General features: G+C 44.6%; 11 protein-coding genes. 2 read left to right on the forward strand and 9 right to left on the reverse strand.

The features are described 5' to 3' along the window. From QP420_RS06280 to map, 8 genes are all read right to left on the reverse strand, one after another. Nucleotides 1–561, reverse strand: a 561-nt coding sequence (locus QP420_RS06280) for an ABC transporter permease subunit (protein WP_481616877.1), incomplete at its 3' end; no start/stop codon positions are given. Nucleotides 562–732: 171 nt separating this feature from the next. Then, entirely contained in the window at nucleotides 733–1,659 is a 927-nt protein-coding gene (locus QP420_RS06285) for an ABC transporter substrate-binding protein (protein WP_481616878.1), read from the reverse strand. Between the two features lie 384 nt (nucleotides 1,660–2,043). Next, nucleotides 2,044–2,532, reverse strand: a complete 489-nt coding sequence (smpB, locus tag QP420_RS06290; protein WP_004130644.1) for an SsrA-binding protein SmpB — start codon at nucleotides 2,530–2,532, stop codon at nucleotides 2,044–2,046. A 32-nt stretch (nucleotides 2,533–2,564) separates the two neighbouring features. After that, the gene (locus QP420_RS06295; RefSeq protein WP_415695593.1) at nucleotides 2,565–3,953 is read right to left on the reverse strand and encodes a CHAP domain-containing protein; all 1,389 of its coding nucleotides are present in this window, start codon (nucleotides 3,951–3,953) and stop codon (nucleotides 2,565–2,567) included. Nucleotides 3,954–4,094: 141 nt separating this feature from the next. Next, entirely contained in the window at nucleotides 4,095–5,018 is a 924-nt protein-coding gene (gene ftsX / locus QP420_RS06300) for a permease-like cell division protein FtsX (protein ID WP_060787240.1), read from the reverse strand. Then, nucleotides 5,018–6,337 (reverse strand): cell division ATP-binding protein FtsE, encoded by a 1,320-nt coding sequence (ftsE, locus tag QP420_RS06305; protein ID WP_481616882.1) that lies wholly within the window; start codon nucleotides 6,335–6,337, stop codon nucleotides 5,018–5,020. Before ftsE ends, ftsX begins: the two co-directional genes overlap by 1 nt. Nucleotides 6,338–6,449: 112 nt before the next feature. Then, the gene (gene prfB, locus QP420_RS06310) at nucleotides 6,450–7,571 is read right to left on the reverse strand and encodes a peptide chain release factor 2 (RefSeq protein WP_060787238.1); all 1,122 of its coding nucleotides are present in this window, start codon (nucleotides 7,569–7,571) and stop codon (nucleotides 6,450–6,452) included. An 80-nt stretch (nucleotides 7,572–7,651) separates the two neighbouring features. After that, nucleotides 7,652–8,425: a type I methionyl aminopeptidase gene (map, locus tag QP420_RS06315; protein ID WP_060787237.1), complete on the reverse strand. Its 774-nt coding sequence runs from the start codon at nucleotides 8,423–8,425 to the stop codon at nucleotides 7,652–7,654. Nucleotides 8,426–8,516: 91 nt separating this feature from the next. Between map and QP420_RS06320 the strand changes: the two genes are divergently transcribed. Then, on the forward strand, nucleotides 8,517–10,649 hold the full coding sequence (locus QP420_RS06320; RefSeq protein WP_481616879.1) for a M13 family metallopeptidase: 2,133 nt from the start codon (nucleotides 8,517–8,519) through the stop codon (nucleotides 10,647–10,649). Nucleotides 10,650–11,028: 379 nt separating this feature from the next. Next, complete coding sequence (locus tag QP420_RS06325) at nucleotides 11,029–11,619, forward strand: single-stranded DNA-binding protein (protein ID WP_481616880.1); 591 nt, start codon at nucleotides 11,029–11,031, stop codon at nucleotides 11,617–11,619. Nucleotides 11,620–11,785: 166 nt separating this feature from the next. Here QP420_RS06325 and QP420_RS06330 read toward each other — a convergent pair whose 3' ends face one another. After that, nucleotides 11,786–13,615 (reverse strand): proline--tRNA ligase, encoded by a 1,830-nt coding sequence (locus QP420_RS06330; protein ID WP_481616881.1) that lies wholly within the window; start codon nucleotides 13,613–13,615, stop codon nucleotides 11,786–11,788. Between the last annotated feature and the right edge of the window lie 254 nt (nucleotides 13,616–13,869).

Below are 13,869 nucleotides of genomic sequence, written 5' to 3' on the forward strand. Positions count from 1 at the left end.
CTGACCAGCATCCACAGCCTCCAAGCCAGCACGAACAATCTCCGACAAATACGCAGCCTCATTAAGAGACAAGCCAATAACAGCAGCATTCAAAGAAGTCATAACAACATTAGAATCAATCGAGAAAAACTCAACAGACGTAAACGGAATACCCATACTCAACTTAGGAACAAGAACAGCAAACATACCCCAAAAAACAAGCTGAGTATAAACAGGCGTACCACGGAAAAACCAAATAAAGAACCAACTCACAGCCCGCAAAACAGGATTAACACTCTTGCGCATCATAGCCAATCCTATAGCAAGAACGATTGCAATAATCATAGACAAGAATGTGAGTATAAGAGTCCAAGCAATACCAGCAAGAACGTTATTGCTTATAAGATAAATTCCAACAACATCCCACTCAAATCGCGGATTGGTGACTATTGAGTAAAGAAGCGAGCATGCGATTATTGCTACGATTACGCCAGCCACGATTGGTCCAGGATTTTTGACTGGCAAAACGCTCTCGCCGCTAGGCGAATTTTGTAAATGCTTCTTACTTAAATTGTTAAACATACTTTCTCCATTAAAGCTTTGGGTTGTAGATTACTAATTAACACGTGTGCAATGCGTAGAAAATCAATGCAAATACATAGGAAGATGCATAGGCAAACACATAGGCAGATAAACAAATAAGGCGTGCGATTTACCTATGCTAATAGCTATAAACGCACGCCAAATTTAAAATCAGACTTCTGGGTTTACTTGCGATTCTTTAATGGCAACGTTTTCAACACCCCACTTTTTAAGAATGTCTTTGTAAACGCCATTCTTCATAAGCTTATCGATTGCAGCCTTAATAAGCTTTAGCATTTTAGCATCGCCCTTTTTAACAGCTGCGCCCATTGGCTCAGCGTCGTTGCTGCTTTCTAGAATCTCAAGCTTTCCGCTATTCTTTATTGCAGCGTAACCAGCCACAGGAGTATCTGCATACATAACGTCTGCGCGGCCAGAAAGCAAAGCTGTAGTGGCATCTGTTTGATCCTTAAAGCTCATGATTTCTAGCGGCTTATCGTTATTTGCAGCGCACTGCTTCTTGGCTTCTTCCATGATTGGTTCGCCAACAGTGCCAGTTTCTAATGTAACTTTTTTACCGCAAAGATTCTTTGGATCCACCTTAGTTGGATTGCCTTTACGAACTTCAAAAGATAAACCAGCATTTGCGTACGTTACAAAATCAACGGACTTCATGCGCTCAGCATTTACGGTAAAGCCAGAGATTCCAACGTTATACTTGCTTCCGATTGCTGGAATAATGGAATCAAACTGAGCATGCATAATCTTAGCCTTTAAGCCCATCAACTTTGCTAGCGCCTTAGAAAAATCAATTTCGTAACCGACTGGGGTTTTGCCATCGGCAGCAAAGAATTCTGCAGGAGCATAGCTAACATTTACGCCAACAGTTAGTTCGCCAGTTTTTGCAACGCTTTCTGGAACCAACTTTGCAATCTCATCGTCTTTTTGAACTTTGCTTACATCGTAGCCGCGTGCCACATCTGGGTCTGCTGCTTTAGAATCGGCAGGGCCGCATGCGCATGTGCATCCAATCAATGCAAGGGTTGCAATTGCTGCAATTGGCTTAATTGATTTAAAGATTGTGTTGCTGTTAGTCATTTTCTTCTCCTATTCAATCCTTCAGTCTTAAACAATCAATAACTTATAATTTACAGTGATATGCATAACTATACACGATATCCCTACTAAATTGCGATTATTAAAATGCAAAAACTGCATATTCATAAATTGCCATACATAAATACGCCATAAATCAGCAAAAAATAACGAATCAGAAAATCAAAAGCCGTATATTATTCACAAAAATGAATAATATACGGCGTGTCGCGCAACAAAAAGCGCAAGATTTTCCCGAAAATGTTGTTCAACACGGCAAAATCAGCTACAAAATCGGGAAAGTTTTACCGAGAATGTTGTTCAAATCAGCGTGTCGTGCAACAAAATCGGGAAAAACTTACCGAAAATGTTGAGCAAAACGGCGAATCACCTAGATTGCATATTTTTGTATCGCATAGCTCGCAAAGCCTCGCGCTTATCTTGTTCTTCGCGCAACGCCTGCCGCTTATCGTACTCTTTTTTGCCTCGCGCCAGAGCAATCTCAACTTTAGCGTAGCTACCTTTAAAATAAATCCTCAAAGGCACAATCGTATAGCCCTTAGCTTCAATCTGCCTAGAAAGCTTAGCAATTTGAACCGCGTGAAGAAGCAGCTTGCGCTTACGCTTAGGGGCATGATTATTCCACGTTCCATTTAGATATTCTGGAATATTTGCGCCTTCTAGCCAAATCTCGCCACGCCTATCAATGTTTACAAAAGCCTCGGCTAAAGAAGCTCTGCCTTCTCGTAAAGACTTAACTTCGGTTCCAGTAAGAGCAATGCCCGCTTCGTAGCAATCTTCAATCGCGTAGTCGTGATTTGCTTTTTTATTTCTTGCAACAGTTAAAGTGCCATCTGAACCAGGTTTTTTATCCAAAATGCCCTCCGCAAAAAAGCGTTTAATAAACTCTAATAATGTACGTACTCGTAGTTTCCTGCATTAGGAATTGTTCTATAAGATGGGAACGTTGCAAAACCAACGCCACCTTCGGATATAAGCACAGAGCCGTCGGAGTTTACACGCTCAACAACAGCAACGTGGCCGTACGTAGGGTCGGATCCAGCAGCACCCCTACTAAACACCATAATAGCGCCAACATGCGGAGTGCGATTTACCAAATATCCTAGCTTTCGACCAGAATTCGCCCATTCCGCGCCGTTTCCCATAAACGATCCAACAGGCAATCCAAGCTGCGATCTACGCATATACGCCCAAAGTGTGCACTGGCGAGCAGGGTACGCAGAGCCGCCAACCGTGTTTCCAGTATTGTGGCCATAGCAATTGCCCGAACCCGCCGCACAGTTTCCAGGAACCGTGTAATTCATTCCATTCGCAGCGCCATTAGAAAGAGGCAAAGCTGGCAAATTAGGAGCGCTCCACCCGCCGCCACGCATTTGCTGGCGATTAGCGTTAGGGTTCATTCTTGCAGCAGCCGTAGCAGCCAAAGCCCTAGCTTGAGCGTCGATTTGAGATTTTAACTCAACAATTTCCGCAGCCTCTCTAGCTGCGCGAGAAGTAAGACTGCTCTTTTGGCTTTCCAACTGCTTTCTAAGAGCACTTCCCTGGTCTCGCAAAGCCTGCAAAGAACGCTGCTTATCTAGAGCAGCCTTAGCAGCAGCCTGCGCGCTCTGAGCCTGATCTTGAGCTTTTTGCTTTAACTTTTCAATCGCGGTTTCTATAGCAGCCAAACGCTGGCGCCTATTCATTGAGTTGCTCAAAGTAACAGCTGCATCGTTAGCAGCATTCGCCTCACTGCGTGCAACTGCAGCCTCAGACTGAAGTTTACCAACAAACTGCTCGGTTGTTGTTGAATTAGTAACCATTGCCATTACGTTAGAAGCATTTGAGCCGTGGAAACTTTTTCTAGCAAGCGCAGCCACAGCAGCCTTTGCATCGTCAAAATCTTCGCCAGTTTTTTTAATCTTTTCTTCCAAATCGCGCTTATCTTTTTGAGCAGACTGCAAACGCTGATTTGTAGACTCCACAAGACTCATGGCCTGCTGAGCTTGATCTTGAGCCTGCTGAGTAGCTCGAATCTGGTTTGGAATTTTATGTTCGTTTAAATCATTAAGCTCTAAAATCTTATCTGCAAGTTGCTTACTAACACCAGCCAGCTGCTTTTTAAGCGCCGCATTACTTTGCACTTTTCGGTTATAGTCTTGCATTGTTACCGCATCGGCACGCAAAGGCTTGTATGCAATCAAAGTAGCAACCGTAGAAAGCATAATAACGCTTAGCGCAATTGCACTAACAGCTACGCGTTTAGAATAGTAAAAATAACATCTTTTGCTACTCAATTTGCTTTCCAACTTGCTACCCAACATGTTTTCCTTTCAAACCTTTACAAGCACTAATGCGAATTATACATTGAAAATCCTACTGAGCGTAAGCGTTTCAAACTAATCTTAAGCTTTACAACACTTATTATTTAAGATTATTTACGCCTGCAAATAGCGTCTAAGAGCAAACGCGGAGGCGACTATCGAAAGCAAAACAGCCCCCAGAACTAGCGCTGGAACAGTCATCCAAACAGTAGCCTGATTAACAAACGGCATCCAGCGAACGTTTTGCGCAAGCCAATCCGTAATAAACACTTTAACAACAATGCTAAGGGCGCACCCCGAAAGCAAAGATCCTATAAGGGAAGCAAAAGCGCCCTCTAAAATAAACGGCATACGAATCGTCCAATTAGAAGCGCCCACAAGTCGCATAATCTCTGTTTCTTGCTTTCTAGAGGCTGCAGACATGCGAATTGTAGTTCCTGTAAGCATAATCGCAACAACAACCATTACTGCAGCAAGCACAATAGTTACAGCTGTTGCATGATTTAAAACACTAAACACAGGGTCAAAAATCTGCCTTTGGTCTACAACTTCTTCTACGCCATCACGCCCAGAAAGAACTTCGGAAACAACTTGATATTTTGTTGGATTTGTAAGCTTTAATCGCAAAGAATCCTGCATATCGGCAGCGGTTAAAGTACGCCCTTGATATAAGCCATTAGGATATTGCTTAAGAAAAGTGTTCTTGTAAAACTCGCTTCTACTAACGTAAGTTATGTTTGAAACGTCTGAGCCAAGTTCTTGGTTAATAATGTTTTCTAACTTTACGATTTCGCTCTTTGTTGGAGCTTTTCCAGAAGCGCAAGACGCTGCCTGACTTGTGCCATCTGGGCAAAGCCACGCAACCACTTCCACTTTGTCGTACCAATCGCCCTTAGCTTTTGTGATTTGCGCCTGCATAAGAACGGATGCGCCTATAAACAAGAACGATATAAAGGTAACGAGCATTACCGAAATAATCATAGAAACGTTTCTGCGTAGGCTAATACACGTTTCGGAGAATATAAACCTTAATCGCATTACTCGTCTCCTTCGTTCTTAAGATTTTCGCTGTTATCTGCGCTATCTGCGTTACCAGCGTTACCAGCGTTACTCGTGTTATCCGTGTTATCCGTGTTATCGACCTTATCGGCCTTATCAGCACTATCCGCGTTACTCGCGTTATCTGCGTTATCGACCTTATCCGCGTTATCCGCGCCATCTGCCTTATCTGCCGACTTTTGCGCAGGAGGAGCAGGCGGAATCGAAAGTCCACGTCCCCAAGTCATAGTGGTTTCTAGAGGCTGGAAAACCTCGCCATATCTACCTGTTCTGCCAGAATGAACCGATTGCGCAAGACGAGCAATGCCCTCGTTGTCTTCGGAGCCATTTTGCAGAGTTTGAGCAACAGCATCCATGGCCTGTTTTGCTTGAGCAGCACGCTTTGCACGTTTAGACATAAAGCGATAATTTTCTTGCGACTCCTCTAAATCGCCTGCGTTTGCAGATGAGTTTTCGCTATTTGCAGCGTTAGAGACGCCATTAGAGCCATCATTAGAGTCATTGCTAGAATCACCATTTGCCGAAGAAACAGCCGCACTAATGGAGTCGCCTTCTACAGCCTGCTGAGCCTTCGATTTTTGCTCAACATCGGCATCTGGGAAGTAAAGCGCAGAATCGTAAGAACCCTCGCGCTCATCTCGAACAATCTTTCCAGCGTGAAGCTCCACAACGCGCTTGCGCATAGAGTTAACAATCTCTTCGTTATGCGTAGCCATAACAATTGTTGTACCCGTGCGATTAATGGCGTCCAAAACTTCCATAATTCCAAGCGAAGTTGTAGGATCCAAGTTTCCGGTAGGCTCATCTGCAAGAAGAATTTGCGGATGATTAACGTACGCGCGCGCAATGGCAACTCGCTGAGCCTCGCCGCCAGAAAGCTCGTGCGGATAATTATTTTCTTTTCCCGTTAACCCAACCGTCTCCAAAACGCGCGGAACAAGCGACTTAATTGTAGAGCGACTCGTTCCAATAACCTCTAGCGCAAAAGCCACATTCTGATACACAGTTTTATTGTTTAGCAGCTTATAATCCTGGAAAATAAAGCCAAGAGACCTTCTATACTGCGGAACCTGGCGATTTACAAGGCGGCGCAAGTCATTGCCAGCAACGTGAATCTCGCCCTTAGTTGCTTCCTCTTCGCGCAACAGCAAACTTAAAAGAGTGGTTTTGCCAGAGCCAGACGCTCCAACAAGAAACACAAAGTCAGCACGATTAACTTCTAAAGAAATATCGTCCAAAGCAGGACGCGTGCCCTTAGGATAAATCTTCGACACATGTTCTAGCGAAATCAGAGACATATTCTGCATTTTCCTTTACGAACTATTGAACGATATGCTTTACTTTTTACTATTTTATAGATTGTTTTTGATTTTACGCGCTTTACAAAAGTCAAAGCAACTTAAGAGCAAGCTATGAGTGTTTTGCAGCAACTCTTTGCTCATGCCTCCAGCGAATACCAGCTTCAATAAAGCCGTCAATATCTCCATCAAAAACAGCCTGAGTTTGCGAAGTCTCGTAGCCTGTGCGCAAATCCTTAACCATCTGGTACGGGTGAAGCACGTAGGAACGCATCTGGTCTCCCCAACTTGCCTTAATATCTCCAGCAAGCTCCTTCTTCTTTGCAGCTTCCTCCGCATGCTTTAACACAAGCAAACGAGATTGCAAAACTGCCATTGCTGCAGCGCGATTTTGAATCTGACTGCGCTCATCTTGCATAGAAACAACCAAGCCAGTTGGTAAATGCGTAATACGAACCGCAGAATACGTGGTATTTACACCCTGGCCTCCAGGTCCTGAAGCTTGGAAAGTATCCACGCGAATGTCGGAATCTGGAATATCAATATGATCCGTAGCTTCAACAAGTGGGATTACTTCAACAGCACTAAAGCCAGTTTGACGCCTGCCTTGATTGTCGAATGGCGAAATACGAACCATTCTGTGCGTTCCGCCTTCTACAGAAAGACGGCCATACGCGTATGGGGCATCCACTTGGAAAGTGGCGGATTTAATACCAGCTTCTTCCGCATAAGATGTGTCCATCATCTTAGTTTTGTAGCCATTTCGCTCTGCCCAACGCAAGTACATTCTAAGTAGCATTTGCGCAAAATCAGCCGCGTCCACGCCGCCTGCGCCCGAACGAATTGTAACAACGGCCGCACGCGCGTCGTATTCGCCGTCAAGAAGAGTCTGAACTTCCATATCGTCCAACTCGTGAGCAATAGAGCCAAGCTCCTCTTGAGCTTCATTCATTGAATCAGCATCGCCTTCTTCTTGGCCAAGCTCAATCAAAGTCTTAGCGTCTTCAATGCGCTGATCTACAGCTTGCAAACGCTTTAGCTGAGACTGAGCTGCAGAAAGCTTACTCGTAACTTGCTGAGCATGCTCAGAATCATCCCAAAGTCCAGGCTCAGCAGCCTGCTTTTCTAAATCTGCAATCGTAGACTTCAACGAATCTACATCTATTGCTTTAGAAATCGAAGAATACTTTGCTTCAACATCATTTAACGCTTGGGCAAAATCAAATTCCGCCATTTACTTAAAGTACCTCTTTATATACTTGTTTTACGCAATTACTACTTGCAAAATACTTACAAAATCAACTATTTATAAGTCTAGCGTACGGTCAAAATCTCTGGGCCATTCTCCGTAATTGCAATCGTATGCTCGCTGTGAGCGCCGCGAGAACCATCAGCAGAGCGAAGAGTCCAACCATCTTTTGGATCTTGATAAATCTCGTCAGTAGTCTTTAAGAACCATGGCTCAATTGCAATAACCAAGCCTGGGCGAAGCTTGTAGCCGTGGTGAGCAGTGCCATCGTTAGGAACGTGAGGATCGCCATGCATAATATGGCCAACTCCATGGCCGCCAAACTCAAGATTTACGCTGTAGCCATACTCGTGAGCAACGCAACCAACAGCTGCAGAGATATCGCCAAGGCGGTTTCCAGGCTGAGCCATGTTAATTCCAGCCTCCAAAGCTTCCTCAGTGCACTTAATCAAGCGCAAATCCTCAGGGTCCGCATGCTTTCCAACCACAAAGCTAACAGCAGAATCTCCAACCCATCCGTCAACGTTAATCGCCAAGTCAAGAGTCAACAAATCACCGTCTTTAAGGTTGTAATCGTATGGAACTCCGTGAAGAACTGCATCGTTTACAGACGTGCAAATGTAGTGCGCAAAAGGACCAGTTCCAAAATCGGGAGCATAGTCAACATAGCAAGAAGACGCACCTTTACGGCTCATAATGCGTTGGCGAACAAAGTCATCAATCTCAAGAAGATTTGTGCCAACTTTTGTCATTGCTTTTAAGTCTTTAAGAATACTACCAACGAAGCGACCCGCAGGCTTCATAGCTTCAATCTCGGATGGAGTTTTAAGTTCAATCATGATTTAAGACTAACGCGCAGGCACGAAAATAGCGCAAAATATGGCGAAAATACTAGCTAATGATGTCGCTTAATACTTGTAATCTAGGCACATGCCTAATAACAATGAAATTAATAACAAAGAAACGCAGAAAGAAATTTCCGCTGTAAATTTTGACCCAGCTTCCTTCTCTTCAGTTATTCGACCACAAGACGATTTATTCCGCTACGTAAACGGTCCATGGATTGACACTTACACTCTTCCAGAAGATAAGCCAATGTTTGGTGCTTTCTACAAGCTTTCAGAAGATGCAGAGACGCAAATTCGAGATATTTTAGAAAGCGAAGATTGCCCAGCCAAAAAGTCGCAAACTTTGTACCGTAAATATTTGGATACTGCAGCTATTGAAAAAGCTGGAATTACGCCAATTAAAGGCGATTTAGACGCTGTTGATGCGGCGGCCAGCAAAGAAGATTTGGTTCGCACTATTGCTGCTCTTACTCCATACGGCGGCCCAAATGCAATGTTTGCTTTTGGTGTTTACGGAGACCCTAAAGACCCTAAAACAAATGTTATGCATATTGAGCAGGGTGGATTGGGCTTGCCAGACGAAGCGTACTATCGCGAGGATAGTTACGCTCCAATTCGCGAAGAATACGTAAAAATGGTGGCTTCTTTGCTGCGATTGGCTGGGTATGCAGATGCTGCCGCTAGCCAGGAACTTGCCGAGCTCTTTTTGAAGGTGGAAACGCAAATCGCAAGCAACCACTGGGATAACGTAGCAACTCGCGATTCTCAAAAAACTTATAATCCTTACAATTATGAGGATTTGGCAAAAACGCTTGAAGCGCTGAATCTTGACGCATTCTTGGATGCTGCCCAAAAGGCTTACGATGACTCGGAAGAAGCAAAGAATCAGCCAATCAATGTTCGCAAAGCTTTTAGCAAAGTAATAGTTCACGAGCCAAGCTTTATAGAAGGATTGAATAAAATTTGGCAAGAAGCCGACTTAGAAGATTTAAAGCTTTGGGCACGCGTGCACGTGATTTTGTGCTGGGCAAGCATGTTGAGCGAAGACTTTGCTGGAGCTAGATTCGACTTCTACGGCAAAGTGCTTTCTGGCGCCACAAAGCCTCGCGATCGCTGGAAGCGCGCAATCGGAGTTGTTGACGATGCTTGCGGCGAAGAAGTTGGCCGCGAGTACGTGCGCTTGCACTTCCCTGAGTCATCTAAAAAGTATATGGAAGGCTTAGTTAGCAATCTTATTAACGCTTACCGCGAGTCAATTTCTCACAGCAGCTGGCTTGGCGAGGAGACTAAGGCAAAGGCCTTGGAAAAGCTTAGCAAGTTTGAGCCAAATATTGGTTACACAAATCATTGGATTGACTACTCTGCGCTAAATATTAAGGAAGACGCTGGCTTAATTGAGAATATGCGCGAAGTTTCTAGATTTGTGTTTGGTAGGTATACTGCAAAAGCTGGAGAACCTGTGGATCGCGAAGAGTGGCAGATGACTCCGCAAACCGTTAACGCTTACTACGATCCATTACTTAACGTAATTGTGTTCCCAGCTGCGATTTTGCAACCACCATTCTTTAGCCCGAGCGCTCCAGACGCAGCCAATTACGGCGCTATTGGTGCCGTGATTGGCCACGAAATCGGCCACGGTTTTGACGACCAAGGTTGCGAATACGACGGCGACGGCGTGCTTAACAATTGGTGGACAGAAGAAGACAAGACCAACTTTACTGAGCGCACTAAAAAGCTTATTGAACAATACAATGCGTTTACGCCAACGCAGCTGATTGTTAAATACTCTCACTTAAAGAGCAAAGAAGAGCGAGATGCAATGCCTCACGTAAATGGCGCTTTAACAATCGGTGAGAATATTGGTGATTTAAGCGGCGTAACTATTGCGCTTAAAGCCTACGCTTTTGCTTTGCAAAAGAGCAAGGGGCAAGAAATCGACGGAAGCGACGCTGCGATTCGCGAAACTTTGCTAAACGCTCCTAAGATTGATGGTTTCACTGCTTTGCAGCGATTCTTCTTAAGCTACGCGTTGGTCTGGCGCTCTAAGTCTCGTAACGAGATTGCGGAGCAATACCTTCAAATCGACCCACACTCCCCTGCAGAATGCCGCACTAACGGCATTGCGCGAAATGTTGACTTGTTCTACGATGCTTTCGATGTTAAGGAAGGCGACGAGATGTGGCTCGATTCAAGCGAGCGCGTACACATTTGGTAAGTCGCAGATAAATCGCGAGTAAGTCAAAAATAAATCAAAATATAGAAGCCTGCAAGCGTTTAATACGTAAGCAGGCTTTTTTGTATCGCTTGAGTATCTGTGCTACTCAACTATCTGCGCTACTCAACTATCTGCGCTACTTAACGTCTGCTTTTCTCTACTCGCTTTTACCTATTTTGTCAAGGATTTTTTATCAATGTGTATAAAACATAGGCTTTAACCACATTGATAAAAATATCTTGCACAACTATTTTTCATATATCATAGTTGATTTTACTGCGGCGAATTTGCCAAAAGCCACGATAATCAACACGGTTTTGCGCGATGAACTTCGAGACTTAAATTAGTCGCAGTCCAAACTTTTGAAAGGTTGAAAAATATGGCACAGCAACAAGCAACATTAACAATCAGCGGATACGTTGGTAGTGACCCAGTAAACTTTAGTCGCAACGAAAACGCGCCCGCATGCTCACTTAGAATCGGAAGCACATCTTCTTACTACCACAGCGAAGAAAAAGCGTGGAAGGAGCGTCCAACAACATGGATGACCGTAAAAGCCTACAAATCGCTGGCGTCAAACGTGCTAAAAAGCGTGCATAAAGGAGACGCAATCGTAGTTTGCGGAAATTTAAACACGGAATCTTGGCACAAAGATGGAGAAGACCGATCGCGTGTGGTTCTAGAGGCAACATCAATCGGACACGACCTAAATCGCGGAATCAGTGAATTTACTAAGACTTCGTATGCAAAAAACAAAAACGTTGTAAATGCAGAGTCTAAAAACAAAGACTATAACGAATCCGCAGATGGTCAAAACCAAAACTTTGCAATCAAGAACCCAATGTCTTCTAAATCACAGTCTTCAAAATCACAGTCTTCTACTCAAGAAGATGAAGAAACAACCGATTTTGGAGGCCAATTAGATGAAAATCAATACGACGACATTGAAGGAGGCGCCAATGAGTTTTAGAAAAGTCTAATGATATTAAACATTAGACTCAAGTATAGTGTTCTTTAAAATTTTGCTGATATTCATAGCAATATTGCCGCTGAAAATAATGCACACATACGAAAATAGCAAATATGCAATGCATTATATCAACGGCAATATTGTTTTAGCTGTTTTAGTTAGCAGATTACAACTGCTCGCGAACGCGCTCTACAATGCGAGCCGCTGCCTCATCAACTGGAACCGCTTCTACCGCAGAACCGTTGCGATTGCGGATTTCAATCGTGCCATTGTTTACGGTGTCTCGTCCAGCAACAGCAACCAGAGGCACGCCAACAAGCTCCGCATCCTTAAACTTTACGCCTGGAGAAACCTTTGGACGGTCGTCAAAGATTACTTCGATTCCCTGCTTGCTAAGCTCTTCAACAAGCTTTTCGGCAGCATCGAAAGCAACCTGATCTTTGCCTGTTGCAACAACATGAACCTGAGCAGGAGCAATTGCCATTGGCCACGCAAGTCCAGCTTCGTCGTGGTGCGTTTCTGCGAGGCATGCGATCACGCGGCTAACGCCAATGCCGTAGCAGCCCATCCACACTGGAACCGACTTGCCGTTTTCGTTAAGAACACTTAAGCCCAAAGCCTTTGAATACTTTAATCCAAGCTGGAACACCTGGCCAATTTCCACGCCGCGCTCAAAGCTAAGCGGGCCAGAACCGTCTGGGCTCATGTCTCCGCTACGAACAAGAGCTGCCTCCACAACACCATCTGCCTCAAAATCGCGGCCGTACACAGCGTTGTAAACGTGCTTGCCCTCTTCGTCTGCTCCTGTAATCCACTCACTACCCTTTGCAACGTGAGCATCAATCAAGTAGCGAACTGGGCAAGCAATTTTGCTGCCATCTTTGCGTGCCTGCGGGCCCAAAACGCCAGCGCCAATATAGCCCTTAACAAACTCAGGATGCGCCTTTAAATCATCCTCGGTTGCTTCTTCGATTTCTGCTGGAGCAAATTGAGCTTCAAGACGCTTCATATCTACTTGGCGATCTCCTGGAACACCAATTGCTACGATTTCTCGCCATGGCTCATCATGCTCGCCGCCAGCTGCATCTGCAGGATGCTTAACAGCAATAATCAAGTTCTTTAAGGTGTCGCTAGCTTGCCATTCGCGTCCGTCTTTGCGCGGATGCAAATCGTTAGAAACCTTAACCAAATCCTCAATCGTCTTAGCGTTTGGAGTATCAAGAACCTGCATAGCAGGAGTTGCAGAGTAGTCAACATCTGGCATTTCTGGCGTGGTCAAAGCCTCAACATTCCAAGCTTTCCCAGAAGGAGCGAGAGCAAAAGTATCTTCGCCAATCGCCATAGGAGCCAGGAATTCCTCGGAATCAGACCCTCCCATTGGGCCAGAAACAGCGTGAACAATCACGTATTTAATACCCAGGCGGTCAAAGATGCGCGAATAAGCAGCACGCTCTTCTACATAAGCAGACTTCAAACCATCTTCGTCAATCGAGAACGAGTAAGCGTCTTGCATAATAAACTCGCGGCCGCGAATAAGACCAGCGCGAGGGCGGAACTCGTCGCGATACTTAGTTTGAATCTGGTACAAGGTTAGTGGCAAATCCTTGTACGAAGAATACATGTCTTTTACAAGAAGAGTAAAGACTTCTTCGTGCGTTGGAGCAAGAAGATAGTCAGCCTCATGGCGATCTTTAAGGCGGAAAATGTTGTCGCCGTACTCTTCCCAACGATTAGTAGCCTCGTAAGGCTCACGTGGAAGAAGCGCTGGGAAGTGAACTTCTTGAGCGCCAATACCGTTGATTTCTTCGCGAATAATCGCTTGAACCTTGTTGAGTACCTTTAAACCTAGCGGCAACCACGTCCACACACCTGGAGCGGATTTACGAATGTATCCTGCGCGCTGCATGAGTTTTGCGGAGGTCACGTCCGCGTCTGCTGGGTCTTCGCGCAGCGTACGAAGGAACAGTTTAGACATACGAAGTACATTAGAATCCATGCGTTCCAATCTATTTGCGCATGAGGACATAAACACTTGTTTACACTACTAAACAAAAGCAAAAACACTTTCCCGACTTTGTACCAAAATCCGTCAAACTTTTCCGCACTTTGTACCAAATTTGACCCAAAACACGTACAAAAAGCGTCAAACAACTCCGCACTTTGTACCAAATTTTGATATGTACCCCTTTTTCTGGACAGTTAGTGAAAGGGTTATTTCATGTCAACTGGTAGATATAGTTACGAGTTCAA

It is taken from the genome of Bifidobacterium sp. UMB1197 (assembly GCF_030217745.1).
GTDB classification, from domain to species: domain Bacteria; phylum Actinomycetota; class Actinomycetes; order Actinomycetales; family Bifidobacteriaceae; genus Bifidobacterium; species Bifidobacterium vaginale_B.